This is a genomic window from Streptomyces sp. NPDC017520 (assembly GCF_044329855.1).
Classification (GTDB): Bacteria; Actinomycetota; Actinomycetes; order Streptomycetales; family Streptomycetaceae; genus Streptomyces.
Genome location: NZ_JBIRKB010000001.1, coordinates 527642 through 553685, shown reverse-complemented (window position 1 = coordinate 553685; position 26044 = coordinate 527642). Strand labels below are relative to the sequence as shown.

17 protein-coding genes are annotated in these 26044 nt (G+C 71.7%); 10 read left to right on the top strand and 7 right to left on the bottom strand.

Annotated features, from left to right (window positions below; translation table 11 throughout):
• On the bottom strand, nucleotides 1–2670 hold the full coding sequence (gene glgP, locus ACH4KB_RS02470; protein ID WP_398062796.1) for an alpha-glucan family phosphorylase: 2670 nt from the start codon (nucleotides 2668–2670) through the stop codon (nucleotides 1–3).
• Nucleotides 2671–3372: 702 nt separating this feature from the next.
• On the opposite strand from glgP, the gene ACH4KB_RS02465 reads away from it, so the two are divergent.
• From ACH4KB_RS02465 to glgB, 4 genes are all read left to right on the top strand, one after another.
• Nucleotides 3373–5391, top strand: a complete 2019-nt coding sequence (locus ACH4KB_RS02465; protein WP_398062794.1) for an alpha-1,4-glucan--maltose-1-phosphate maltosyltransferase — start codon at nucleotides 3373–3375, stop codon at nucleotides 5389–5391.
• Entirely contained in the window at nucleotides 5388–7094 is a 1707-nt protein-coding gene (gene treS / locus ACH4KB_RS02460; RefSeq protein ID WP_398062792.1) for a maltose alpha-D-glucosyltransferase, read from the top strand. The genes ACH4KB_RS02465 and treS overlap by 4 nt, the downstream gene beginning before the upstream one ends.
• A gap of 232 nt (nucleotides 7095–7326) precedes the next feature.
• Nucleotides 7327–8748 (top strand): phosphotransferase, encoded by a 1422-nt coding sequence (locus ACH4KB_RS02455; RefSeq protein ID WP_398062789.1) that lies wholly within the window; start codon nucleotides 7327–7329, stop codon nucleotides 8746–8748.
• 67 nt (nucleotides 8749–8815) lie between these two features.
• Nucleotides 8816–11239, top strand: coding sequence for a 1,4-alpha-glucan branching enzyme (gene glgB / locus ACH4KB_RS02450; protein ID WP_398062787.1), 2424 nt, complete (start codon nucleotides 8816–8818; stop codon nucleotides 11237–11239).
• A gap of 109 nt (nucleotides 11240–11348) precedes the next feature.
• Here the strand turns inward: glgB and ACH4KB_RS02445 are convergent, their stop codons facing one another.
• The 5 genes from ACH4KB_RS02445 to ACH4KB_RS02425 form a co-directional block, all read right to left on the bottom strand.
• Nucleotides 11349–12242 (bottom strand): NAD(P)-dependent oxidoreductase, encoded by an 894-nt coding sequence (locus tag ACH4KB_RS02445; protein ID WP_398062785.1) that lies wholly within the window; start codon nucleotides 12240–12242, stop codon nucleotides 11349–11351.
• A gap of 51 nt (nucleotides 12243–12293) precedes the next feature.
• Entirely contained in the window at nucleotides 12294–12698 is a 405-nt protein-coding gene (gene trxA, locus ACH4KB_RS02440; RefSeq protein WP_398062783.1) for a thioredoxin, read from the bottom strand.
• Nucleotides 12695–13105, bottom strand: a complete 411-nt coding sequence (locus ACH4KB_RS02435; protein WP_398062781.1) for a MerR family transcriptional regulator — start codon at nucleotides 13103–13105, stop codon at nucleotides 12695–12697. Before ACH4KB_RS02435 ends, trxA begins: the two co-directional genes overlap by 4 nt.
• A 56-nt stretch (nucleotides 13106–13161) precedes the next feature.
• Complete coding sequence (locus ACH4KB_RS02430) at nucleotides 13162–14448, bottom strand: LAETG motif-containing sortase-dependent surface protein (protein ID WP_398062779.1); 1287 nt, start codon at nucleotides 14446–14448, stop codon at nucleotides 13162–13164.
• A 226-nt stretch (nucleotides 14449–14674) separates the two neighbouring features.
• Nucleotides 14675–16039, bottom strand: coding sequence for a cation:dicarboxylate symporter family transporter (locus ACH4KB_RS02425; protein WP_398062777.1), 1365 nt, complete (start codon nucleotides 16037–16039; stop codon nucleotides 14675–14677).
• Nucleotides 16040–16200: 161 nt separating this feature from the next.
• Between ACH4KB_RS02425 and ACH4KB_RS02420 the strand changes: the two genes are divergently transcribed.
• The 3 genes from ACH4KB_RS02420 to ACH4KB_RS02410 all read left to right on the top strand — a co-directional run bounded on the left by ACH4KB_RS02420 (nucleotide 16201) and on the right by ACH4KB_RS02410 (nucleotide 19512).
• Nucleotides 16201–17955 carry an ATP-binding protein gene (locus ACH4KB_RS02420; protein WP_398062775.1) on the top strand — a complete coding sequence of 585 codons (1755 nt, stop codon included), beginning with the start codon at nucleotides 16201–16203 and terminating at the stop codon, nucleotides 17953–17955.
• Entirely contained in the window at nucleotides 17952–18626 is a 675-nt protein-coding gene (locus tag ACH4KB_RS02415; RefSeq protein ID WP_398062773.1) for a response regulator, read from the top strand. The genes ACH4KB_RS02420 and ACH4KB_RS02415 overlap by 4 nt, the downstream gene beginning before the upstream one ends.
• Before the next feature lie 181 nt (nucleotides 18627–18807).
• Nucleotides 18808–19512, top strand: coding sequence for a helix-turn-helix domain-containing protein (locus ACH4KB_RS02410; RefSeq protein ID WP_398062771.1), 705 nt, complete (start codon nucleotides 18808–18810; stop codon nucleotides 19510–19512).
• A 90-nt stretch (nucleotides 19513–19602) separates the two neighbouring features.
• On the opposite strand, the gene ACH4KB_RS02405 is transcribed toward ACH4KB_RS02410, so the two are convergent.
• Entirely contained in the window at nucleotides 19603–20628 is a 1026-nt protein-coding gene (locus ACH4KB_RS02405; protein ID WP_329159706.1) for an ATP-dependent 6-phosphofructokinase, read from the bottom strand.
• Between the two features lie 495 nt (nucleotides 20629–21123).
• Between ACH4KB_RS02405 and pta the strand changes: the two genes are divergently transcribed.
• From pta to pyk, 3 genes are all read left to right on the top strand, one after another.
• Entirely contained in the window at nucleotides 21124–23205 is a 2082-nt protein-coding gene (gene pta, locus ACH4KB_RS02400) for a phosphate acetyltransferase (RefSeq protein ID WP_398062768.1), read from the top strand.
• 53 nt (nucleotides 23206–23258) lie between these two features.
• Complete coding sequence (locus ACH4KB_RS02395; RefSeq protein ID WP_398062766.1) at nucleotides 23259–24470, top strand: acetate kinase; 1212 nt, start codon at nucleotides 23259–23261, stop codon at nucleotides 24468–24470.
• A gap of 104 nt (nucleotides 24471–24574) precedes the next feature.
• A complete protein-coding gene (pyk, locus tag ACH4KB_RS02390) occupies nucleotides 24575–26002 on the top strand; it encodes a pyruvate kinase (RefSeq protein ID WP_398062764.1) in 1428 nt (475 codons plus the stop codon).
• The last annotated feature ends 42 nt before the right edge of the window (nucleotides 26003–26044 follow it).

Here is a 26044-nt window from a genome sequence, read left to right as displayed (position 1 = left end):
TCAGCGCAGCAGCACGCCCGCACCCTCCGCCGCCGCCTCGGCCGGCAGCGCGACCAGGCCCAGTTCGGCGCTGGTGGCCAGCAGCGGGTGGGCGGGCAGGACGCGCACGGTGTAGCCGTACGGTCCCGTCCGGTCCAGCGCGAGCGGCCCCTCGTACAGCCAGCGGTCCTCCAGGTCCTGGCCGCCCGCCGGCTTCAGCGGGAAGGTCTGGGCGTCCGCGATGGCGTCGCCCGAGTCGACCCGGCCCGCGACCACCTGGACCTCCACGTCGTCCGGTTCCAGCCCGCCGAGCGCGATCCGCACCCGCAGCGCCAGGCTGGCGCCGAGCTCCGCCGAACCGCCCGCCGCCGTGTCGGTCACCGACTCCACATGGTCGACGGAGACCCCGCGCCAGGCCGCCCGGACCTTCGCCTTCCACTGGGCGAGGTCCCGCGCGGCCCCGGGATCCAGGGCCCGCCGCGACTGCGCGGCGGGGGCGTACAGACGCTCCACGTACTCGCGCACCATCCGCCCGGCGAGCACCCTCGGCCCCAGGTTGACCAGCGTGGAGCGGACCATCTCGATCCAGCGGTCGGGCAGTCCCCCGGCCCCCCGGTCGTAGAAGCGCGGGGCGACGCGGTCCTCGATCAGGGCGTACAGGGCGTTCGCCTCCAGCTCGTCGCGGCGGTCCTCGTCGGTCGCCGAGCCGTCGGCGGTGGGGATCTCCCAGCCGAAGTCCGGGTCGAACCACTCGTCCCACCAGCCGTCGCGCACGGACAGGTTGAGGCAGCCGTTCAGCGCCGCCTTCATCCCGCTCGTGCCGCACGCCTCCAGCGGGCGCAGCGGGTTGTTGAGCCAGACGTCGCAGCCCGGGTAGAGCTTCTGGGCCATGCCCATCCCGTAGTCCGGGAGAAAGACGATGCGGTGGCGGACCCCCGCGTCGTCCGCGAACCGCACGAGCTCCTGCACCAGCCGCTTGCCGCCGTCGTCGGCGGGGTGCGCCTTGCCCGCGACGACGATCTGGACCGGGCGGGTCGGGTGCAGCAGCAGCGCCCGCAGCCGGTCGCGGTCGCGCAGCATCAGCGTGAGCCGCTTGTACGAGGGGACGCGCCGGGCGAAGCCGATCGTCAGGACGTCCGGGTCGAGCACGCCGTCGATCCAGCCCAGTTCGGCGGTGCCCGCGCCGCGCCGGCGCCAGGAGGCGTAGAGCCTGCGGCGGACCTCGGCGACCAGCTGGCCGCGCAGGTCACGGCGCAGGTCCCAGATCTCCTGGTCGCCGATACCGGTCACCGCGTCCCAGCGGCGCGGGGCGCCGCTCCGCGAGGTGTCCTCGCCATCCACCGGGCCGCCCGTCAGCACCTGATGGGCGCGGTCCTCGCCGACCTGGCCGGCGCCGAGCCGGAACACCTCGGGGGCGACCCACGTCGGCGCGTGGACCCCGTTGGTGACCGAGGTGATCGGCACCTCGGCGGGGTCGAAGCCCGGCCAGAGCCCGGAGAACATCTCCCGGCTGACGGCGCCGTGCAGGGTGGAGACGCCGTTGGCGCGCTGGGCGAGCCGCAGGCCCATCACCGCCATGTTGAACAGCTCCGGCTCACCGCCGGGGTAGGTCTCGGTGCCGAGCCGCAGGATCTTCTCGACGCCGACGCCGGGCAGCTCGCCGTCGTCGCCGAAGTGGCGGGCGACGAGCCCCCGGTCGAAACGGTCTATCCCGGCGGGCACCGGGGTGTGGGTGGTGAAGACGGTCCCGGCCCGGACCACTTCCAGGGCGGCGTCGAAGTCGAGTCCGGTGGGGATCAGTTCGCGGATGCGCTCCAGGCCGAGGAAGCCGGCGTGGCCCTCGTTGGTGTGGAACACCTCCGGCTCCGGGGTGCCGGTCAGCCGGCACCAGGTGCGCACCGCGCGCACCCCGCCGATGCCGAGCAGCATCTCCTGGAGCAGACGGTGGTCGCTGCCGCCGCCGTACAGCCGGTCGGTGACGTCGCGTTCGCCCGGGGCGTTCTCCTCGACGTCGGAGTCGAGCAGGAGCAGCGGCACCCGGCCGACCCGGGCGAGCCAGATACAGGCGTGCAGCGAGCGTCCGCCGGGCAGGGCGAGCACCACCCGGGCGGGGGCGCCGTCGTCCTCGCGGACCAGGTCGAGCGGGAGTTCGTTGGGGTCGAGGACCGGATAGTGCTCCTGCTGCCAGCCCTCGCGGGAGAGGGTCTGGCGGAAGTAGCCGTGCCGGTAGAGCAGGCCGACACCGATGAGCGGGACGCCGAGGTCGCTGGCGGCCTTGAGGTGGTCGCCGGCCAGGATGCCGAGGCCGCCGCTGTACTGGGGCAGCGCCGCGGTGACACCGAATTCGGGTGAGAAGTAGGCGACGGTGGAGGGCAGTTCCGCTTCGGCGGCCAACTGCTCCTGGTACCAGCGGGGGCCGTTCAGATATCCGGCCAGATCTGCGGAGGCCTCGGCGAGGCGGCCGAGATACTCCTCGTCCCCGGCCAGTTCGGTGAGCCGCCCGGCGGACAGCGAGCCGAGCAGGCGTACGGGATCGGCGTCCGCGGGCCGCCAGCCCTCGGGGTCGGCGGACCGGAAGAGCTCACGGGTCTCGGTATGCCACGACCAGCGCAGGTTGTGCGCGAGGTCGTGGAGCGGTCGGAGGGGTTCGGGGAGGACAGGACGCACGGTGAATCGACGAATGGCCTTCACGTACTCCACCTTTACAGGGGACTTGCGCATCCGGGCGGACGCACCACGGTGTGCGTCCCTTCCGTCACCCCTGAAGGTAGCGGCCGTCCGTGGCGTCCTGCCACGGCGCGCGGACGGCTCATCGGAGCCGGGGGCCGGCCGCCGCGCACTCCCCCCAGACGACCCACCCACCCCGTCCGTGATCCCCCGTCACTCCGCTCACCTGGGGGTTTGGCCGATTTCACCCCGTACGCAGCCTTGTGGACCTCCCTGTCACAGGGGAGGCTGCCGTGTGGCGCCGCAGAGCGGGTATCCGGAACCCGTGGAGGCGCTTCGGGCTCCCCCGAGGACTGTCCCGCCATTCCCGGCGGGGGCGTGCGCGCCGCGTGCGGCGGGGCCCGGGCGGTCGACTACGACCGAGTAGTTAACACAGTGCCGGATTTCCCACCCGCGGTCGCGGGGAAGGCTTCCCCGGTACGCGGCACGACCCGGCCCGCAGACCCTTCTCCGTGCATCCAGCAACATGCGCGAAACCCCCGCGACCCACCCATTCGAGTGCCATTCGAGTGAATGCGGACAGGAGCGGCCATGCCCACAGCCCGTCAGCAGACAGCTGAGCAGCTACAAAGGACAGATCCCCGTCTTCGCGGCACACGCGGTCGGTCCTCCGCGCCCGTGCCGTCCCCCGTGCACGCCGAGCTCCTCCAGCCCTCAGGTGATTCCATGATCGGTCGTATTCCCGTCCTGGACGTCCGTCCTCTCGTCGACTGCGGCAGACGGGCGGCGAAGGCCGTCACCGGTGAGACCTTCCAGGTCAGCGCCACCGTCTTCCGCGAAGGCCATGACGCGGTGGCCGCCAATGTCGTGCTGCGCGATCCGAGCGGACGGGTCGGGCCGTGGACCCCGATGCGCGAGCTGGCGCAGGGAACGGACCGGTGGGGGGCCGAAGTCACTCCGACCTCCGAGGGCCGCTGGACGTACACGGTGGAGGCCTGGAGCGATCCGGTCACCACCTGGCGGCACCACGCCGCGATCAAGATCCCGGCGGGCATCGACACGGACCTGGTGCTGGCGGAGGGCGCGGCGCTGCTGGAGCGGGCCGCGGCGGGCGTCCCGAAGAAGCACGGCCGGGAGGCGGTGCTGGCCGCGGTGGACGCGCTGCGCGACACGGCCCACCCGCCGGCCGCCCGGCTGGCCGCCGCCCTGACCCCGGCCGCCGACGCGGTCCTGGCCCGGTATCCGCTGCGCGAACTGGTCACCCGCTCCAAGCCGCTGGCGGTGCGGGTGGAGCGCGAGCGGGCGCTGTTCGGGTCGTGGTACGAGCTGTTCCCGCGCTCGGAGGGCGCGAAGCGGGTGCCGGTGGACCCGGCGGACACCTCGCCGGACGCCGGGACGCGGCTGGTCAGCGGCACCTTCCGGACGGCCGCCGAGCGGCTGCCTGCGGTCGCCGCCATGGGGTTCGACGTGGTCTACCTGCCGCCGATCCACCCGATCGGGACGACGCACCGCAAGGGCCCGAACAACAGTCTGACGCCCGGGGAGCACGATCCGGGCGTGCCGTGGGCGATCGGTTCGCCGGCCGGCGGGCACGACGCGGTCCACCCGGAGCTGGGGACGCTGGAGGACTTCGACCACTTCGTGTCGGTGGCCCGCAATCTGCGGATGGAGATCGCGCTGGACTTCGCGCTCCAGTGCTCGCCGGACCACCCGTGGGTCAAGGAGCACCCGGACTGGTTCCACCACCGCCCCGACGGTTCGATCGCGTACGCCGAGAACCCGCCGAAGAAGTACCAGGACATCTATCCGATCGCCTTCGACAAGGACATGCGCGGTCTGGTGGCGGAGACCGTACGCATTCTGCGCTTCTGGATGGACCGCGGGGTGCGGATCTTCCGGGTCGACAACCCGCACACCAAGCCGGTGGTGTTCTGGGAGAAGGTCATCGAGGAGATCAACGGCGCCGACCCCGACGTCATCTTCCTGGCGGAGGCGTTCACCCGCCCGGCGATGATGCACACGCTCGGCGCGGTCGGCTTCCAGCAGTCGTACACGTACTTCACCTGGCGCGACACCAAGCAGGAGCTGACCGAGTACGTCACGGAGCTGGCCGGCGAGGCCGCTTCCCACATGCGGCCCAACTTCTTCGTGAACACCCCCGACATCCTTCCCGGCTACCTCCAGGAAGGCGGCCGCCCGGCCTTCGAGGCACGGGCGGTCCTGGCCGCGACGCTGGCCCCTTCCTGGGGCGTGTACGCGGGATTCGAGCTGTGCGAGAACACTCCGGCCAAGCCGGGGAGCGAGGAGTACCTGCACTCGGAGAAGTACGAACTGCGCCCGAGGGACTGGGAGTCGGCGGAACGCGAGGGTCGCACGCTGACGCCCCTGATCACCTCGCTGAACCGGATCCGCCGGCGTAACCCCGCTCTGCGGCAGCTGCGCGACGTCCACTTCCACCACACCGACAACGAAGCGCTGATCGCCTACAGCAAGCGCTCCGGAACGAACACCGTTCTGGTGGTCGTGAACCTCGACCCGCACCACACCCAGGAGGCCACGGTCTCGTTGGACATGGAGCGGCTCGGCCTCCCATGGCACGAGCGCGTACCGGTGCGCGACGAGCTCACCGGCGATACCTACCACTGGGGCAGGGCCTTCTATGTGCGTCTGGAGCCGGGCGTCACGCCCGCGCACATCGCCGTCCTGCGACCGTCCCCGCCGACCGGAGGGTCACCCACACCATGATCGTCAATGAGCCTGTCCACGACACGTTCGAGGACACTCCCGCCAAGGACCGCGATCCCGACTGGTTCAAGCGCGCCGTCTTCTACGAGGTGCTCGTCCGGTCCTTCCAGGACTCCAACGGCGACGGAATCGGCGACCTCAAGGGCATCACCGCCAAGCTGGACTATCTCCAGTGGCTCGGCGTCGACTGCCTCTGGCTGCCGCCGTTCTTCAAGTCGCCGCTGCGCGACGGGGGCTACGACGTCTCCGACTACACCGCCGTCCTGCCGGAGTTCGGCGATCTCGCCGACTTCGTGGAGTTCGTGGACGCCTCGCACCAGCGGGGCATGCGCGTCATCATCGACTTCGTCATGAACCACACGAGCGATCAGCACGAGTGGTTCCAGCAGTCCCGCACCGACCCCGACGGGCCGTACGGCGACTACTACGTCTGGGCGGACGACGACAAGCAGTTCCAGGACGCCCGGATCATCTTCGTCGACACCGAGACGTCCAACTGGACCTTCGACCCGGTGCGCAAGCAGTACTACTGGCACCGCTTCTTCTCGCACCAGCCGGACCTCAACTACGAGAACCCGGCGGTGCAGGAGGAGATCCTGGCGGCCCTGCGCTTCTGGCTGGACCTGGGCATCGACGGCTTCCGGGTCGACGCCGTGCCCTACCTCTACCAGCGCGAGGGCACCAACTGCGAGAACCTCCCCGAGACCCACCACTTCCTCAAGCGGGTCCGCAAGGAGATCGACGCCAACTACCCGGACACCGTGCTGCTCGCCGAGGCCAACCAGTGGCCGGAGGACGTCGTCGACTACTTCGGCGACTACGAGCAGGGCGGGGACGAGTGCCACATGGCGTTCCACTTCCCCGTGATGCCTCGGATCTTCATGGCGGTGCGCCGCGAGAGCCGCTACCCGGTCTCCGAGATCCTGGCCAAGACCCCGGCGATCCCGAAGAACTGCCAGTGGGGCATCTTCCTGCGCAACCACGACGAGCTGACCCTCGAAATGGTCACGGACGAAGAGCGCGACTACATGTACGCGGAGTACGCCAAGGACCCGCGGATGCGCGCCAACATCGGCATCCGGCGGCGCCTGGCCCCCCTGCTGGACAACGACCGCAACCAGATCGAGCTGTTCACCGCCCTGCTGCTGTCGCTGCCCGGCTCCCCGATCCTCTACTACGGGGACGAGATCGGGATGGGCGACAACATCTGGCTGGGCGACCGGGACGCGGTGCGCACCCCGATGCAGTGGACGCCCGACCGCAACGCCGGGTTCTCCTCCAGCGATCCGGGGCGGCTCTACCTCCCCACGATCATGGACCCGGTCTACGGCTACCAGGTCACCAACGTCGAGGCGTCGATGGCCTCGCCCTCCTCGCTGCTGCACTGGACCCGCCGGATGATCGAGATCCGCAAGCAGAACCCGGCCTTCGGTCTCGGCGAGTACACCGAACTGCCCTCGTCCAACCCGGCGGTTCTGGCGTTCACCCGCGAGTACGGGGACGATCTCGTCCTGTGCGTGCACAACTTCTCGCGGTTCGCGCAGCCGACGGAACTGGACCTGCGATCGTTCAACGGACGTCATCCGGTGGAATTGATCGGCGGGGTACGCTTCCCGGCCATCGGCCAGTGGCCCTACCTGCTGACCCTTGCGGGACACGGCTTCTACTGGTTCCGGCTGCGCAAGGACGCGCCGCCGGCCTGATGCCGGGCCCGCCCCGTGCGGGACGGTTTCCGCCGTCCCGCACGGGGCACCCTGACCCCAATGCAAGGCCTTGGGCCTTCACCCCTCCGGCGCCTTCGGCCTTCACCGTTCCGCCGTTCGTGTCCGTAAGAACGCGTCTCTCCCGACACGTCCCGCACAGCCGGACAGCCATTGCCGCAATCCGGGACACTCTTCGCATCCTGTGGTGTGCCCGGGGAAAGGACGCGATGCCATGTCGGAGGCTGCATCCACTCACGTCGCCCTGGCGAAGAGCACGAGGAACAGCGCAACGGCCGGAGTGACGAAGGACGGGAATCTGCTGCCGTCCCTCGCCCCCCTGCTCCACGCCTGGCTGCCCCGGCAGCGGTGGTTCGCCGGCAAGGGCCGGCCGGTCACCGGCTTCTCCCTGGTCTCCGCCACCGAGATGCTGCCGCTGGACGGCACGGCGGGCCCGGGGCTGCTGCACCTCCTGGTGCGGGTCGAGCAGCCCTCCCAGCAGACCCGCCCGGCCGAGGACTGCTACCAACTGCTCCTCGGTGCAAGAACGTCACTTCCACCGCTCCTCGCGGGCGCCCTGATCGGCCGGGTCGAGCGGGGCCCGCTCGCCGGACGGGCCGTCTACGACGCGCTGCACGACCCGCGGCTGGCCGATCTGCTGCTGGAACGCTTCCGCCGCCCCGGGAGTCTCGGCTCGCTGCGCTTCGAGCGGACCGCCGCGATCCCGGCCGGCCTCGCGGCCCGGGTGCTGGACGCCGAACAGTCCAACTCCTCGCTCGTCTACGGGAACGCGTACATCCTCAAGATCTTCCGGCGGGTCTTCCCGGGCACCAACCCGGACCTGGAACTGCCGCTCGCCCTCGGCGGCGAGGGGTGCAAGCGGGTACCGGCCCCGGTCGCCTGGTTCGAGGCGCCAGGACCCGAACCGCTCACCCTCGGCGTCCTCCAGCCCTTCCTGCACGGCGCGCGCGACGGCTGGCAGCTCGCGCTGGGCGCGCTCGCCGCGGGCCGCGACTTCCTCACGGAGGCCCAGGCGCTGGGCCGGGCCACCGCCGAGGTCCACACCGCCCTCGCCGCCGCGCTGCCGACGCCGGCGCTGCGCGGCACCCAGACGCGGCAGCTCGTCGCGGAGATGACCCGGCGGCTGGAGGCCGCCGCCCAGGCGGTCCCCGCGCTCGTGCCGTACGTTCCCGGGCTGCGCGCCGCGTTCGAGGCGGTGACGGACCTCGGGATCCGGGGCAGCGGCTGGGCCCAGCAGCGGGTGCACGGCGATCTCCACCTCGGGCAGACGCTGCGCTCCGCCGACGGGTTCTGGTCGCTGATCGACTTCGAGGGCGAACCGGCCCGCCCGCTCCCCGAGCGCCGCATGCCCGCGCCCCCGGTCCGCGATGTCGCGGGCATGCTCCGGTCCTTCGACTACGCGGCCCGCTCGCACCGCCCGTGGAACCCGGAGTGGGCGGCCCGCTGCCGTGCCGCCTACTGCGAGGGCTACGCGCAGGCGTCCGGCAGCGACCCGCGCGGCGAACCGGAGCTGCTGCGCGCCCATGAGACCGACAAGGCCGTGTACGAGGTGCTGTACGAGGCCCGGCACCGCCCCGACTGGCTGCCGGTTCCGATGGCGGCCATCCAGCGACTGGCCCAGTCCGCAGCGGCCTGAGCCGCACCCCACGCACCTCCCCTCCACCCCACGCACCTCCCCTTCACCCTCCGAGGAGGCAGTCCCTGTGACCGCCCGCAAGCCGTCCCGCAAGGCATCCCGCAAGACCGCCGAAGTGCCCGCCGAACTGCCCGTCGAGATCCCTGCCGAAGCGCCGGTCGAGGCGCCCGTCGAAGCCGCCGTCGACGTGGCAGCGGCGCCGACGCCCGCGCCCGCAACGACCACCACGAAGGCCGCGTCCGCCGGGCGTGCCCGGCCCCGGCGCGCCGACGCGGGCCCGCCGCGACCCCGGCAGGCCGGGGACGGCCAGGGCGCCCGCCCCGCACCGGCCCTGGACGGTGCTGACCGCGGCCGCCTGCTGGCCGGTGACCACCACGCGCCGCACGACGTGCTCGGCGCGCACCCGGTCCCCGGCGGAGTGCTGGTACGGGCGCTGCGGCCGTTCGCCCGGTCGGTCACGGTGCTGGCCACCGGGCTGCGGGCCGAGCTGCACGACGACGGCGACGGCTTCTTCTCCGGCGTGCTGCCGGTGCCGGAGGCCCCCGCGTACCGGCTCGAAGTGGCGTACGAAGACAACGTCATCGAGGTGGAGGACGCGTATCGCTTCTGGCCCGCGATCGGCGAGCTCGATCTGCACCTGATCGGCGAGGGCCGCCACGAGGAGCTGTGGCGGGCGCTCGGCGCGGAGCCGATGGAGCACCAGGGGGTGGCCGGCACCCGGTTCACCCTCTGGGCGCCGAACGCGCGCGGCGTGCGGATCACCGGTGACTTCAACTACTGGGACGGCACGGGCTTCCCGATGCGTTCGCTCGGCTCGACCGGGGTGTGGGAGCTGTTCCTGCCCGGGGTCGGGGAGGGCGCGCTGTACAAGTACGACATCTGCCGCCCGGACGGTTCGCACACGGTGCGGGCCGACCCGATGGCCCGGCGCACCGAGGTGCCGCCCGCGACCGCCTCGATCGTCACCGCGTCACACCATCAGTGGCAGGACGCGGACTGGATGGCCCACCGGGGCGACCGGCCGGTCCACGAGGCCCCGTTCTCGGTGTACGAGGTGCATCTCGCTTCCTGGCGCCCCGGATTGACGTACCGTCAACTTGCCGAGCAGCTCCCGGCCTACGTGAAGGACCTGGGCTTCACGCATGTCGAGCTGATGCCGGTCTCCGAGCATCCCTTCGGCGGTTCCTGGGGCTATCAGGTCACCGGGTTCTACGCGCCGACCTCGCGGATGGGCACCCCGGACGACTTCCGCTTCCTGGTGGACGCCCTGCACCGGGCGGGCATCGGCGTGCTCATGGACTGGGTGCCGGCGCACTTCCCGCGCGATGACTGGGCCCTGGCCGAGTTCGACGGCCGGCCGCTGTACGAGCACTCCGACCCGCGGCGCGCGGCGCACCCGGACTGGGGAACGCTGGAGTTCGACTACGGCCGCACCGAGGTCCGCAACTTCCTCGTCGCCAACGCCACTTACTGGTGCGAGGAGTTCCACATCGACGGCCTGCGGGTCGACGCGGTGGCCTCGATGCTCTACCTCGACTACTCCCGCGAGGACGGCCAGTGGTCGCCCAACGAGTTCGGCGGCCGGGAGAACCTGGACGCGGTCGCCTTCCTCCAGGAGATGAACGCGACGGTCTACCGCCGCAACCCCGGAGTCGTCACCATCGCCGAGGAGTCCACGGCCTGGGACGGCGTCACCCGGCCCACCGACGGCGGGGGCCTGGGTTTCGGGCTGAAGTGGAACATGGGCTGGATGCACGACTCGCTCCAGTACATCGCCAAGGAGCCGGTCCACCGCAAGTACCATCACAACGAGATGACCTTCTCGATGGTGTACGCGTACAGCGAGAACTACGTGCTGCCGATCTCGCACGACGAGGTGGTGCACGGCAAGCAGGCGCTGGTGGCGAAGATGCCCGGCGACTGGTGGCAGCAGCGCGCCAACCACCGCGCCTACCTGGGCTTCATGTGGGCCCATCCCGGCAAGCAACTGCTGTTCATGGGGCAGGAGTTCGCCCAGGGAGCGGAGTGGTCCGAGGGGCACGGTCCGGACTGGTGGCTGCTGGACCCCTCCTACGGGGCGTCCGGCGACCACCGCGGGGTGCGAGACCTGGTCGGCGACCTGAACGCGGTCTACGGGGCGGTGCCCGCGCTGTGGCAGCGGGACACGGTGCCGGAGGGGTTCAGCTGGGTGGACGGCGGAGCGGCCGAGGACAACGTGTTCGCGTTCCTGCGGTACGACGCGGACGGCTCCCCGCTGCTGGCGGTCTCCCACTTCTCGCCGGCGGTCCGGCAGGACTACCGCCTCGGCGTGCCGGAGACCGGTACGGAGGGCTGGGTGGAGGTGCTGAACACCGACGCCGCCCGGTACGGCGGTGGCGACGTGCGCAACGAGGAGCCGCTGAAGGCGGAGGCGGTGCCCGCGCACGGCCGCCCGTGCAGCATCTCGCTGACGCTGCCGCCGCTGGCCACGGTGTGGTTCCGCCCGGCGTAGCCGGCCGGGGTGAACGGCCGGGGGCCCGTACCGCGTCGATGACGACGTGGTGCGGGCCCCTCCCCCTTAGGGCGTCTCCCCCTTAGGGCGTGTCCCAGTGGGCGGCGGGTCAGTGGTCGGCGGCCATCACCTCGACGATGCTCGACCAGGAGTCGGGGCCGTGGCCCTTGGCGATCGCCCGGTCGGCGACGCCCTTGAGCGCGGCGAGCTGCGAGACGTCCAGGCCTCGATCCTTCGCGGTGTGCAGGATGTGGTCGACGCTGGCCGCCATCATGGCGAGGTTCGCGCCCTCGCCCGTGTACGAGCGCGTGTCGATGTCCTGCGCCGTGTACGCGGCGATCGGCGGCAGAATGCCCGCGATCGTGTTGAGGTACGGGGCGAGCGACGCGCCGTCGATGCCCTCAGCCCGGGCCAGCGCGAAGGCGTGGACGAGGCCGCCCATGGCTCCGTAGAAGAAGTCCAGCATCGCCATGTCGTAGGCGGCGGCGAGCCCGTGGTCCTCGCCGAGGAAGGTGGCGGGCGCGCCGAGCGCCTTGAGGGCGGACTCGTGGGCCTCGAACGCGGCCCGGTCGCCCGAGTGGAACACCAGCGCGTCCGCCGAGCCGACCACGTCGACCGGCACCATGATCGCCCCGTCGAGGTACGCCAAGGAGTGCTTCTCGGCCCAGGCGGCGGCCTGCCGCGACCGGGCCGGGGTGTCCGAGGTGAGGTTGACCAGGACCCGCCCCTCCAGCGCCCCGGCCAGCGGCTCCAGGACCGCGTCGGAGGCGTCGTAGTCGACGAGGCAGACCACGACGAGCCCGCTCGCCCGCACGGCCTCCTCGGCGGACGCGGCTCGCACCGCGCCCAGGGAGACGACGTCCTCGCCCTTCTCGGGAGAACGGTTCCAGACAGTGGTGGGGTGACCGGCGGCCACGAAGGCGCGGGCCAGGGAGCGGCCCATGTCGCCGAGGCCGAGGACGGTGACGGGGGTGGGTTCGGTGGTCGTGTCCGCTTGCGTCATGGGGACCATGCTGGGCGGGCGAACAGGGTCTGACCAGAACCCACTTGACTGTCAGATACGCACTTTCGGGTAAGCGTCCAGGTCGGCGCGGTCCAGGCCGGTGGGGGCTGCCGGGGCGAGGACGTCCGCCAGCTCCTGGAGCAGCCTCCGCTTCGGCCGGGCGCCCACGATCGACTTCACCGGCTCGCCCGCCCGGAAGACCATCAGGGTCGGTGTCGCCAGTACCCCGTACCGTACGGAGATCGCGGTTTCGCGGTCGACGTCGAGCTGGACGATCCTGAGCCGGCCGGCCTCCTCGCGGGCGATCTCCCGCAGCACCGGAGCGAGTTGGCGGCAGGGGCCGCACCAGTCGGCGGTGAACTGGACCAGCACGGGCAGCGCCGATTCCAGCACCTCCGCCTCGAAGGTCTCCTCGGTGACGTCGGTGACGTCGGTGACGCCTTCGGTCCGGATCATGGGTGTCCTCCCAGTTGGCAGCGGGGCTCCGGTCCACCGGGCAGGGCGGCCGACGCCTCCAGTTCGGCTCGGGCGAGCTGCGTGCCGACCTCGGCGCGCACCTTCGTGAGCTGGTCGATCAGGGCGTCCAGCTCGTCGAGCTTGCGCCGGTAGCCGGCGAGCGAGGCGGGACAGGAGTCCCCGGCCGGGTGACCGGAGCGCAGACAGTCGACGAAGGGTCTGGTCTCCTCCAGGTCGAACCCGAAGTCCTGCAAGGTCCGGATCTGGAGGAGGAGGCGCAGGTCGCCCTCGTCGTAGCTGCGGTAGCCGTTCTCCGCGCGCCGCGCGGGCAGAAGTCCGCGCGACTCGTAGTAGCGGAGCGTCCGCGTCGTCGTTCCGGCTCGTCTCGCCAGCTCCCCGATTCGCATGGGACGAACGTATTCCTTGACGCCGACGTCAACGCAAGGGCGTCGGCGCCGCGCCGTCAGTCGGCGCGGGCCGTCCGCCGGCGTACGGCCCAGATGACGCCGCCGCCCGCGGCGACCGCCGCGGCCGCCATGCCGACGAGCGGGGCGGTGGAGTCCGAGCCTGTCGCGGCGAGGTTGCCGCCGGTCGTCTGCGGGGTCGCGCCGCCGGCCGTCGAGCCGCCCGTGCCGGCGGTGGTGCCGGTCCCGCCGACGGTGCTCGTGGAGCCGGTGGAGCCGGAGCCTCCGGTGGACGAGGAGCCGCCCGTACCCCCCGTACCGCCGGTGGAGCCGGTGGAGCCCGAGGTGTCCGGTTCCTTGCCGGTGTCGATCACGATCTGCGCGGTGTCATTGGCCGCGTTCCGGTCGAAGGGGCGCTCCTGCCCGCTGAAGGAGACCTCGCCGGTGGCGCGGCCGACCGCCTTGTCGATGCGCAGGACGAAGGGGTAGCTCTCGCCGCCGTCCGCATCCACCCAGGACTGCGAGGTCCCGCAGCTGTAGTGCGTCTTGGTGACCGCGTCGCAGTATCCGTGCGCCTTGACGACGGAGGTGCCCTTCGGGATGCGGATGTCGACGGTGGTCACGCTCTGGCCGGTCTTCCCCTGCACCCGGGCGGGGCCCTTGTTGACGAACTTCACCGTCGCCTCGACCTTGTCGCCGGCCTTTCCCTTCAGCTCGGCGCCGGTCAGGCCGAAGTCGGCGGTGTTCGCCGCGGTGACGGCGGCCTCGGCGGTCGGTTCGGGGTGGTTCTCCCGGTCGGCGTCGGTGGCGGGGCCCTTCTCCACGAGGGTGAGCGGGTCGCCGGTGCCCTGGACCGGATCGGTGGAGCCGCTGTCGCCCTGGTCCGGGTCCGGCTCGGTGACGCCCAGCGTCACCCGCAGGTCGTCGTTGAGCGCGGAGTCGAGCGCCTTGAGGGAGAGCGGCTTCTCCGTCCCGTAGACGACGCCCGGCTTCAGCGGCTGGTCGATCGTGCAGGCGGCGACGTGGGAGTCGGGCATCTCGTCGTAGGAGGGGATCGTGTAGTAGCTGCAGTTCTTGTACATCTCGTCGGCCTGGAGACCGGGTGACACGGCGTACGTCACGTAGGAGACGGCCACCTCCTCCGTCCCCTTGTTGAGGAAGGTCAGGGGTGTGGAGAACGCGCTTCCGGCCTGGACTCCCTTGATCGGTGCGATCGTTCCGACGCCGAGATCCGGCTCCGGCTCGGCGGCGAGCGCCGGCACGGCGCCCAGCGCCACCATCGCTGCGGCGGCTACGGCGACGGTCCCGCCGCGCAGGATACGGCTGCGGGAAGGGGGGATGCGCATGAAAGTCCTTCGGTCGTGGAGGCTCATGGGCGGACTACGGTCCTGCACCTCTCCAGACCGGAGCCGGACGAGGAGGGTTGTGCGGTCCGGAACGGTCGTGACAGAACACGGACACAAGGCACCAGTACCGGACACGGAGACCGAGGACACCCGTACCGGGGGGGTACGGGTGTCCTCGGGTGGGGGGCCGCAGTGGCTGTGAGGGATGTGGAGGCGGGGCGTCGGGTCAGACCTTCGCGGGCTGCTCCGCGGTGTCCCGCTGCTCGGGGACCTCCCCCGAGCCGCCTGCCGGGGCATGGTCGTCGACGAGGGTCTTCTCGTCGAACGGGACCCGCCCGGCCAGCACCTCGCCCACCCGGTCCTTGTCGATCTCCTTGGTCCAGTGGCCGACCAGCACCGTGGCGACCGCGTTGCCCGCGAAGTTGGTCAGCGCGCGGGCCTCACTCATGAAGCGGTCGATGCCGACGATCAGGCCGACGCCGTCGACGAGCTCGGGGCGGTGCGACTGGAGCCCACCGGCCAGGGTCGCCAGGCCCGCGCCCGTCACGCCCGCCGCGCCCTTCGAGGCGATGACCATGAAGACCAGCAGCGAGATCTGCTCGCTCGCGCTCAGCGGGTCGCCCATCGCGTTGGCGATGAACAGCGAGGACATCGTGAGGTAGATCGCGGTGCCGTCGAGGTTGAAGGAGTAGCCGGTCGGCACGGTGATGCCGACGACGGGCTTGCTGACGCCGAGGTGCTCCATCTTCGCGATCAGCCGCGGCAGGGCCGACTCGGAGGAGGAGGTGGACAGGATGAGCAGGAACTCACGGCCCAGGTACTTCAGCAGCGAGAACAGGTTGACCCCGGCGACCAGGCGCAGGATCGCGCCGAGCACCACGAAGACGAACAGCGCGCAGGTGACGTAGAACCCGATCATGATGATCGCCAGGGACTTCAGGGCGTCGAGGCCCGTCTCGCCGACCACCGCGGCGATCGCGCCGAACGCGCCGACCGGGGCGGCCCACATGATCATGGCGAGGATGCGGAAGACGAGGCGCTGGATGTGGGTGATGCCTCGGATGATCGGCTCGCCGGCCGAGCCCATCGCCTGGAGCGCGAAGCCCGCGAGCAGCGCGACGAGCAGGGTCTGGAGGACCTCGCCCGCGGTGAAGGCGGAGACGATCGTGGTCGGGATGATGCCGAGCAGGAAGTCCACCGTGGACTCGCTCGCACCCGACGCCTGCGCCTCGCCGGCGGCCCGCGCCTGCTCGGTGATGTGGAGGGTGGAGCCGGGCTCCAGGACGTTGCCGACGAGCAGGCCGATGGCGAGGGCCACGGTCGACATGACCAGGAAGTAGCCCAGCGCGAGACCGCCGACCGCGCCCACCTTGGCGGCCTTGCGCACCGAGCCGACGCCCAGGACGATCGTGCAGAAGATGATCGGCGAGATCATCATCTTGATCAGGTTCACGAAACCGGCGCCGATGGGCTTCAGCTCGACGGCCACCCCGGGGGCCGCGAAGCCCACCAGGATGCCGAGCGCCACGGCGGCGATCACGGCGATGTACAGGTAGTGGGTGCGGTCCCGTTGTTTGGCTGCCACAGCCATGGTGGGGCTCCTCGGCTCGGTCATAGCTTGCGCCCCCGTCCCTGGGGGCTTCGGCGACTATCCACTGAGCTGTGACCCCGGTCACCCTTGCGTTCATATCGTTCACAGTCACTTTCCGGCCACCCGGAGAAGGCCCGGCGGGGCGAGGCAGACTGTGGGGTATGCGCCTCCCCCGTACCCTCCCCCGATCCCTGGCGGGCCAGCTCTTCGCCATGCAGGTCGTGCTCATCGCCGCGGTGGTGGCCGGGTGCGCCGTCTTCGCGTACGTCTCGGGCAGCGCGCAGGCCGAGGAGACGGCCGCGCGGCAGGTACGGGTGGCGGCGCTGGCGGTGGCCGATTCTCCTTCCGTACGGGAGGCCATCCGCACCCCGGACCCGTCCGCGGCGCTCCAGCCGTACGCGGAACGGGTGCGTGAGGACACGGGGATCGCCTTCATCACGATCATGGACACCGCGCGGGTCCGCTGGACGCATCCCGACACCGACCAGATCGGGGACACCTTCCTGGGGAACACCGCGAAGGCCCTGGACGGGCAGACCTTCACCGAGACGTACACCGGCACCCTGGGCCCCTCGATACGGGTGGTGACCCCGATCCGCGACAACGGGCGGATCGTCGGCCTGGTCAGCGCGGGCATCACCGTGGACCGGGTCTCCTCGCAGGTACGGGAACAGCTCGGCGCGCTCGCGCTGGCCGCGGGCGGGGCGCTGGCGCTCGGCGGGATCGGCACGTACGTGGTCAACGCCCGGCTGCGGCGGCACACCCACGGGATGAACGCGGCCGAGCTGAGCCGGCTGCACGACTACCACCAGGCCACCCTGCACGCGGTGCGCGAGGGTCTGCTGATGCTCGACGGGCGGCGGCGGATCGCGCTGATCAACGACGCCGGGCGGGAGCTGCTGGGTCTGAGGCCGGACGCGGAGGCGGTCGGCCGTACGGTCGACGAGCTGGCCCTGCCCGCGCCGCTGACCGGGGCGCTGCTGGCGTCCGAGGCGCGGGTGGACGAGCTGCATCTGACGGCGGAGCGGGTCGTCGTGGTCAACACCCGTCCGGTGGTGGGCGGTGAGCGGCGCGGCACGGTGGTGACCCTGCGGGACCACACCGAGTTGCAGGCGCTGACCGGGGAGCTGGACTCCGAGCGCGGTTTCACGCAGGCGCTGCGCTCCCAGGCCCACGAGGCGGCGAACCGGCTGCACACCGTGGTGTCGCTGATCGAGCTGGGCCGGGTGGAGGAGGCGGTGGACTTCGCGACGGCGGAGCTGGAGCTGGCGCAGGTGCTGACCGACCGGGTGGTGGGGGCGGTGGAGGAGCCCGTGCTGGCCGCGCTGCTGCTCGGCAAGGCCGCCCAGGGACACGAGCGGGGCGTGGAGCTGGTGCTCGCGGAGGACAGCCTGATCGACGACGGGGCACTGCCGCCCTCGCTGGCCCAGCGTGATCTGGTGACGATCCTGGGCAACCTGATCGACAACGCGGTGGAGGCGGCTTCGGACGGCGCCGACGACGGCTCGGACGACGGCGCCGCGGCGGTGCCCGCGCCCCGGGCGCCCGGAGGCCCGGTGGCGCGGGCCCGGGTCACCGTGACCGCGCTCGCGGACGAGCGGGAGCTGCTGCTGCGGGTCGCGGACACCGGAGCGGGCATCCGCCCGGAGGCGGCGGACGAGGTGTTCCGGCGCGGCTGGTCGACGCACGGGGCGGGGCGCGGGCTCGGTCTGGCGCTGGTGCGGCAGGCGGCGTACCGCAACGGGGGCACGGTGGAGCTGGACGCGGGTCCGGACGGCGGCGCGCGGTTCACCGTACGGCTGCCGCTTCCGGCCCGGGCACCGACGGGTTCACGGCCCACACCCGGGTCCGGGGCCGCGCCCGGGTCCGGGTCCGGGTCCGCGCCCGGGTCCGTGCACAAGGAGGTCACGGCATGATCCGGGTCCTGGTGGTGGAGGACGATCCGGTGGCCGCCGACGCCCACCAGATGTACGTCGAACGGGTGGAGGGCTTCACGGTCACGGCGGTGGCGCACACCCGGGCGGCGGCGGTGCGGGCGCTGGAGAGGATGCCGGTGGATCTGCTGCTGCTCGACCTCTATCTGCCCGACGGGCACGGACTCGGGCTGCTGCGCTCGCTGCGCGCCTCCGGCCACGGGGCGGACGTGATCGCGGTGACCTCGGCGCGGGATCTCGCCGTGGTGCGGGAGGGGGTGTCGCTCGGCGTCGTGCAGTACGTGCTGAAACCCTTCACGTACCCCACGCTGCGGGACCGGCTGGTGCGGTACGCGGAGTTCCGGGGCGCCGCCGGGGAGGCGAGCGGGCAGGAGGAGGTGGACCGGGCGCTGGGCGCGCTGCGGGTCGCGCATCCGGCCGCGCTGCCCAAGGGGCTCAGCGGCCCGACGCTGGAGTCCGTGACCCGGGTGCTGAAGGAGTCGCCGGAAGGGGTGACGGCGGCCGCCGCCGGGGAGCGGCTCGGGATGTCGCGGATCACGGCCCGGCGGTATCTGGAGCACCTCGTGACCGTCGGCAGCGCCACGAGGCGTCCGCATTATGGGCAGGTCGGCCGACCGGAACTGCATTACCGCTGGCTGGTCTCCGGGCGCTGACCGTTCGGCGCGGGAAGGGCCGACAAGCGCTTGCCGGTCGGTTTCACGGCCGTGGCACCCCCCTCCGCAGACGCAAAAGAAAGCGCTGGTGGGACGGTATTCGCGTACCGCCCGCCCGGTTCGCGGCTGGAGGTTCCTACGAAGCGTGATCTGTGGGGAACGTACCGTAGCCAGGGCGGAAATGGACTTCTACGGTGGGCCCGTGCACCCCACCCCGCCATTCAACGCCCCCGCCGCGCGCAGTCTCCGCGAGGCTCTGGGGATGGCTCCCGGTCATGTCGCCTACGGGCTCGCCGCCCAGTACGGACTCCGGATCAGCGCAGAGACCGTCATCGCCTGGGAGCGCGGCCTCGCGACGCCCGGGGAGCGCGAGCTGACCGCCCTCGCCGGCGTCCTCTGGTGCGCCCCCGGGGAGCTGCTGGCGGCCGCCGCCACGCTGCGCGAGCACCGGATGACGCGGGAACTGACCGTGGACGACCTGGCCCGCCTGCTGGGGATGACCGGCGCCTCGTACCTGCGGATGGAGGAGTCGGGGCGCTGGCGGGGCAACGAGAAGCAGTCGGCGGCCCTGTGCCGGGCGCTGGAGCTGACGGCCGCGCAGTTCCTGACGGCGACGGGCCGCGACGCGGAGCTGGCGGAGCTGCTGAGCAGCGCGGTCACCACGCGCTGGCAGGCGTACGTCCGCCCGGTCGCCAAGATCGTCCCGCTGGACCGGGCGCTGATCCAGGACGTGCTGGAACAGCTGCACGCCGACTACCAGGCCCTGATGGTCTCCACGCTGAGCTGGAGCAGCACCGGCCAGGAACGCGCCGGGTCGACGGGCGACGCGGGCCGGGCGTTCCTGGCCCGGGTGGTGGACCAGTTCTGGCGGACCGCCGGGGTATGACCCCGCACGGGCCGCCCGTGCGGCCCGTGCGGCCCGTGCGGTTCCGGAGGGCCTGCCCCTGCCGGAAGGCCTCAGCAGACCGACTCGGCCTCAGAAGACGGACTCGGCCTCGAACATCCGCTCGGCGGGCACCCTCTTCAGCTGGGTGACGGCTTCGGCGAGCGGGACCATGGCGATGTCGTTGCCGCGCAGGGCGGTCATCCGGCCGAAGTCGCCGCGGTGCACGGCCTCCACGGCGTTCCAGCCGAAGCGGGTGGCGAGCACCCGGTCGTACGCGGTCGGCGTGCCGCCGCGCTGGACATGGCCGAGAATGACCGGCCGGGCCTCCTTGCCGAGCCGGGTCTCCAGCTCGATGGCGAGGCGGTTGCCAATGCCCTGGAAGCGCTCGTGGCCGTACTGGTCGATCTCGCCCTTGGCGTACGGCATGGAGCCCTCCGCCGGGTGCGCGCCCTCGGCGACGCAGATGACGGCGAACTTCTTGCCGCGCGCGAACCGCTCCTCGACCATCTTGACCAGGTCGTCGACCTGGAAGGGGCGCTCGGGCAGGCAGATGCCGTGGGCGCCGCCGGCCATTCCGGACTCCAGCGCGATCCAGCCCGCGTGCCGGCCCATGACCTCGACGACCATCACGCGCTGGTGGGACTCGGCGGTGGTCTTGAGACGGTCTATGGCCTCGGTGGCGACGCCCACCGCCGTGTCGAACCCGAAGGTCCGGTCGGTGGAGGAGATGTCGTTGTCGATGGTCTTCGGGACGCCGACGACCGGCATGCCCGCGTCGGAGAGCATGCGGGCCGCGGTGAGCGTGCCCTCGCCACCGATCGGGATGAGCGCGTCGATGCCGTAACGCCGGGACAGCTCCTCGCAGTTCTCGGCGGCCTCGCGCAGCCGGTCGCGCTCCAGGCGGGCCGAGCCGAGGATGGTGCCGCCGCGGGCGAGGATGCCGCTGACGGCGTTGAGGTCGAGGGGGCGGAAGTGGCCGTCGAGCAGCCCCTTGAAGCCGTCCTCGAAGCCGATGACCTCGTCGCCGTGGCCGACCACGGCCCGGTGGACGACCGACCGGATCACTGCGTTCAGGCCGGGGCAGTCGCCGCCCGCGGTGAGAATTCCGATGCGCATCGAGGTATGTCTCCTGCTCGTTAGTCGCGCTTTTCCGGGGGACCGACCGTGGGCCCTTTCGTTTGGATCAGGGCGGGCTCGCGGGGTCCGGCACGCGCATCTGCGGCGTTGTCGTCAATCACCAACGCTCCGCGTTGCCTCAATCCTCCGCCTTGCAGCTGCACGCACCGGACCCCGCTCCCTGATCCGCCCTGATCCAAACGAAAGGGCCCTGGCAGTCCCCGTGCCCTGAACCAGGACGATTGTCCCACGCCCGGCACGGGCCCCGCGCTTTCGGCCGGGCGCAGGGGGTAGGAGGCCCTCTCGGGCGGGAAGCCAGGGTCCCCGCCGGGGCGGGCTCTCCGGCGGGCGGCCTAGCGGCCCCCGCAGGTATCGTCAAGAGGCAATGCAGGCCAATGCCGCACCCGGCGGATCACCGGGCGGGCACGGGGGCATCACCGCACGTCCGGACGCCCTACGGGTCGCGGCACCGAACACAAGGACGGGAGAGCACGCGTGGCGCGCAGCGTGTACGTGACCGGGATCGACCGGGGGGACGGCCGGCAGGTCGTCGAGCTGGGAGTCATGGAGCTTCTGACGCGTCAGGTCGACCGGGTCGGCGTCTTCCGTCCGCTGGTCCACGACGGACCCGACCGGCTCTACGAGCTGCTCCGGGCCCGCTACCGGCTCTCCCAGAGCCCGGCCTCCGTCTACGGCCTGGACTACCACGAGGCCTCCGCCGTGCAGGCGGAGAAGGGCACGGACGAGCTGGTCTCCCGGCTCGTCGAACGCTTCCACCAGGTGGCCCGTGAGTACGAGGTGGTCCTCGTCCTGGGCAGCGACTTCGCCGCCACCCAGCTCCCCGACGAGCTGGCGCTGAACGCCCGGCTGGCCAACGAGTTCGGGGCCTCGGTGATCGCGGTGGTCGGCGGCAAGGGGCAGAACGCGGAGTCCGTCCGCGCCGAGACCCGTAACGCCTACCGCGCCTACGCGGGCCTCGGCTGCGATGTGCTGGCCATGGTGGTGAACCGGGTCGCCGCCGAGGACCGCGAGACGATCGCGGAGCGGCTCGCGGCCCGGCTGCCGGTGCCCGTCTCCGTCCTGCCGGACGACCCGGCGCTCTCGGCGCCCACCGTCGCCCAGATCACCGCGGCGCTGGACGGCACGGTGCTGCTCGGCGACGACTCGGGGCTAGCGCGCGACGCGCTGGACTTCGTGTTCGGCGGGGCCATGCTGCCGAACCTGCTGAACGCGCTGACGCCCGGCTGCCTGGTGGTCACCCCCGGGGACCGGGCGGACCTGGTGGTGGGGTCGCTGGCCGCGCACAGCGCGGGCACCCCGCCCATCGCGGGCGTGCTGCTGACCCTGAACGAGCGCCCCGGCGAGGAGATACTCACGCTGGCCGCCCGGCTCGCACCGGGGACCCCGGTCGTTTCGGTGGCCGGCGGCTCCTTCCCCACCGCCGGCGAACTCTTCGCCCTGGAAGGCAAGTTGAACGCGGCGACCCCCCGCAAGGCGGAGACCGCCCTCGGCCTGTTCGAGCGACATGTCGACACCGGCGCCCTCCTCGACCGGATCTCGGTGGCCCGCAGCGGACGCGTCACGCCGATGATGTTCGAACACGCGCTGCTGGAACAGGCCCGCTCCGACCGCAAGCGTGTGGTGCTGCCGGAGGGCACCGAGGAGCGGGTGCTGCGCGCCGCCGACGTACTGCTGCGCCGGGACGTCTGCGACCTCACGCTCCTCGGCGACGTGGACGTGATCCGCAAGAAGGCCGCCGACCTCGGCATCGATCTCGCGGACACCCAGCTGATCGACCCGCACACCTCGGAGCTGCGGGGCGTCTTCGCCGAGCGGTACGCCGAACTGCGCGCGCACCGCGGGGTGACGGTGGAGCTGGCCGTCGACGTGGTGGCGGACGTGAACTACTTCGGCACGCTGATGGTGCGGGAGGGTCTTGCCGACGGGATGGTGTCCGGGTCGGTGCACTCCACGGCGGCCACCATCCGCCCGGCGTTCGAGATCATCAAGACGAGGCCGGACGCGTCGATCGTGTCGTCCGTCTTCTTCATGTGCCTGGCCGACAAGGTCCTCGTGTACGGCGACTGCGCGGTCAATCCGGACCCGAACGCGGAGCAGCTCGCGGACATCGCGGTGCAGTCGGCGGTGACGGCGGCCCGGTTCGGCGTGGAGCCCCGGATCGCGATGCTGTCGTACTCCACCGGGACCTCCGGCTCCGGCGCGGACGTCGACAAGGTGCGCGAGGCCACCGAGCGGGTGCGGGCGGAGCGGCCCGAGCTGCGGGTGGAGGGGCCGATCCAGTACGACGCGGCGGTCGAGCCGTCCGTCGCGGCGACGAAGCTGCCCGGCTCCGAGGTGGCGGGCCAGGCGACCGTGCTGATCTTCCCGGACCTGAACACCGGCAACAACACCTACAAGGCCGTGCAGCGCTCGGCGGGCGCGGTGGCGGTCGGCCCGGTGCTCCAGGGTCTGCGCAAGCCGGTCAACGACCTGTCGCGCGGCGCGCTCGTCCAGGACATCGTCAACACCGTGGCGATCACGGCGATCCAGGCGCAGGGCGAGGAGCGCCCCGCATGACGACACCCACTCCCCCGGCCACTGACTCCGGAAAAGAAAGCACGGCAGCCCCTGTGGAACCGCACCGCGTCCTCGTCCTCAACTCCGGCTCCTCGTCGGTGAAGTACCAGCTGCTCGACATGCGCGACCGCTCCCGGCTCGCCTCGGGCCTGGTCGAGCGGATCGGCGAGGAAACCTCGCGCCTGGTGCACACGCCGCTGGCCGGCGGTGGCGCGGAGCCCCGTGAGCGTACGGGCCGGATCGCGGACCACGACGCGGCGCTCAAGGCGGCGGCGGAGGAGCTGGCGGCGGACGGCCTCGGCCTCGACTCCCCCGAACTCGCCGCGATCGGGCACCGAGTGGTGCACGGCGGGCTGAGGTTCACCGCGCCGACCGTGGTCACCGACGAGGTGCTGAAGGAGATCGAGCGCCTCGTCCCGGTCGCACCGCTGCACAACCCGGCGAACATCACGGGCATCGTCACGGCGCGGGCGCTGCGGCCGGACCTGCCGCAGGTCGCGGTCTTCGACACGGCGTTCCACACGACGATGCCGGAGGCGGCCGCGCGGTACGCGATCGACGTGGAGACCGCCGACGCGCACCGCATCCGGCGCTACGGCTTCCACGGCACCTCGCACGCGTACGTCTCCCGGAAGACGGCCGAGCTGCTGGGCCGGGCGCCGGAGGACGTGAACGTCATCGTGCTGCATCTGGGCAACGGGGCGTCCGCGTCGGCGGTCGCGGGCGGGCGGTGCGTGGACACCTCCATGGGGCTGACACCTTTGGAAGGGCTCGTGATGGGTACGCGCTCCGGGGACATCGATCCGGCGGTCACCTTCCACCTGAAGCGGGTGGCGGGCATGTCGGCCGACGACATCGACGTCCTGCTGAACAAGAAGAGCGGGCTGGTCGGCCTCTGCGGCGACAACGACATGCGGGTGATCCGCCGCCGGATCGACGAGGGCGACGAGCGGGCCGCGCTGGCCTTCGACATCTACGTCCACCGGCTGAAGAAGTACATCGGCGCCTATACCGCGGTGCTCGGCCGGGTGGACGCGGTGGCGTTCACGGCGGGGGTCGGGGAGAACGCGGCCCCGGTGCGGGAAGCTGCCATCGCGGGCCTGGAGGAGCTGGGCATGGCGGTGGACGCCTCGCTCAACGCCGTACGGTCCGGAGAGCCGCGGCTGATCTCGCCGGAGTACGCGCGGGTGGCGGTCGCCGTGGTACCGACGGACGAGGAGCTGGAGATCGCCGACCAGACGTTCGCGCTCGTCGGCCGACCGTAACCCGCGGGGATCGGAGGGGTCGACAACTGAGCACCCCCGCGCCCCTTTGTACCTTCCACCAGACGGAATATTCCGCAGCGAAACAAACCGATAGGATCCGCCTCATGCGCCGTTCCAAAATCGTCTGCACCCTCGGTCCCGCCGTCGACTCCCATGAGCAGCTCGTCGCTCTGATCGAGGCCGGCATGAGCGTGGCCCGTTTCAACTTCAGTCACGGCTCCCACGAGGAACACCAGGGCCGTTACGACCGTGTCCGCAAGGCGGCCGCCGAGACCGGCCGCGCGGTGGGCGTGCTCGCCGACCTCCAGGGCCCGAAGATCCGGCTGGCGAAGTTCGCCGAGGGCCCGGTCGAGCTGGTCCGCGGGGACGAGTTCACCATCACCTCCGAGGACGTCCCCGGCGACAAGTCGATCTGCGGCACGACCTACAAGGGGCTGCCCGGCGACGTCGTCAAGGGCGACCCGATCCTGATCAACGACGGCAACGTCGAGCTGAAGGTCGTGGCGGTGGAGGGCCCCCGGGTCAGGACCATCGTCATCGAGGGCGGTGTCATCTCCGACCACAAGGGCATCAACCTGCCCGGCGCGGCGGTCAACGTCCCCGCCCTGTCCGGGAAGGACGTCGAGGACCTGCGCTTCGCGCTGCGGATGGGCTGTGACCTGGTCGCCCTCTCCTTCGTCCGGGACGCCGAGGACGTCAAGGACGTGCACAAGGTGATGGACGAGGAGGGCCGCCGGGTCCCCGTCATCGCCAAGGTGGAGAAGCCGCAGGCCGTCGAGCACATGGAGGGCGTCGTCGCGGCGTTCGACGGTGTGATGGTGGCCCGCGGCGACCTGGCCGTCGAGTACCCGCTGGAGAAGGTCCCGATGGTGCAGAAGCGCCTGGTGGAGCTGTGCCGGCGCAACGCCAAGCCGGTGATCGTGGCGACCCAGATGATGGAGTCGATGATCACCAACTCGCGGCCGACCCGCGCCGAGGCGTCCGACGTCGCCAACGCCATCCTGGACGGCGCGGACGCGGTCATGCTCTCCGCCGAGTCCTCGGTGGGCGCCTATCCGATCGAGACGGTCAAGACGATGGCGAAGATCGTCGTCGCGGCGGAGGAGGAGCTGCTCTCCAAGGGCCTCCAGCCGCTGGTCCCCGGCAAGAAGCCCCGTACGCAGGGCGGTTCGGTGGCCCGCGCGGCCTGCGAGATCGCGGACTTCCTGGACGGCAAGGCCCTGGTCGCCTTCACCCAGTCGGGCGACACCGCCCGCCGCCTCTCCCGCTACCGTACGGCCCAACCGATCCTGGCCTTCACCACGGACGAGTCCACCCGCAATCAGCTCGCGCTGAGCTGGGGCGTCGAGTCGCACGTCGTCCCGCACGCGGACAACACCGACGCGATGGTCGACCTGGTCGACGCGGAGCTGCTGAAGCTGAACCGCTACAACGACGGCGACACGATGATCATCACCGCCGGCTCGCCCCCCGGCATCCCCGGCACCACCAACATGGTCCGGGTGCACCACCTGGGCGGCGAGCGGGACTGACCGCACCCCGCACCGACAGGGCCGTGGGCCGTACTCCTGGTG

Excerpts from the sequence above, each read along its gene's own strand:
- ACH4KB_RS02465 (WP_398062794.1), top strand. The coding sequence starts at position 3,373 with ATGATCGGTCGTATTCCCGTCCTGGACGTCCGTCCTCTCGTCGACTGC.
- treS (WP_398062792.1), top strand. The coding sequence starts at position 5,388 with ATGATCGTCAATGAGCCTGTCCACGACACGTTCGAGGACACTCCCGCC.
- ACH4KB_RS02455 (WP_398062789.1), top strand. The coding sequence starts at position 7,327 with ATGTCGGAGGCTGCATCCACTCACGTCGCCCTGGCGAAGAGCACGAGG.
- ACH4KB_RS02445 (WP_398062785.1), bottom strand. The coding sequence starts at position 12,242 with ATGACGCAAGCGGACACGACCACCGAACCCACCCCCGTCACCGTCCTC.
- trxA (WP_398062783.1), bottom strand. The coding sequence starts at position 12,698 with ATGATCCGGACCGAAGGCGTCACCGACGTCACCGACGTCACCGAGGAG.
- ACH4KB_RS02435 (WP_398062781.1), bottom strand. The coding sequence starts at position 13,105 with ATGCGAATCGGGGAGCTGGCGAGACGAGCCGGAACGACGACGCGGACG.
- ACH4KB_RS02430 (WP_398062779.1), bottom strand. The coding sequence starts at position 14,448 with ATGCGCATCCCCCCTTCCCGCAGCCGTATCCTGCGCGGCGGGACCGTC.
- ACH4KB_RS02425 (WP_398062777.1), bottom strand. The coding sequence starts at position 16,039 with ATGGCTGTGGCAGCCAAACAACGGGACCGCACCCACTACCTGTACATC.
- ACH4KB_RS02420 (WP_398062775.1), top strand. The coding sequence starts at position 16,201 with ATGCGCCTCCCCCGTACCCTCCCCCGATCCCTGGCGGGCCAGCTCTTC.
- ACH4KB_RS02415 (WP_398062773.1), top strand. The coding sequence starts at position 17,952 with ATGATCCGGGTCCTGGTGGTGGAGGACGATCCGGTGGCCGCCGACGCC.
- ACH4KB_RS02410 (WP_398062771.1), top strand. The coding sequence starts at position 18,808 with ATGGACTTCTACGGTGGGCCCGTGCACCCCACCCCGCCATTCAACGCC.
- ACH4KB_RS02405 (WP_329159706.1), bottom strand. The coding sequence starts at position 20,628 with ATGCGCATCGGAATTCTCACCGCGGGCGGCGACTGCCCCGGCCTGAAC.
- pyk (WP_398062764.1), top strand. The coding sequence starts at position 24,575 with ATGCGCCGTTCCAAAATCGTCTGCACCCTCGGTCCCGCCGTCGACTCC.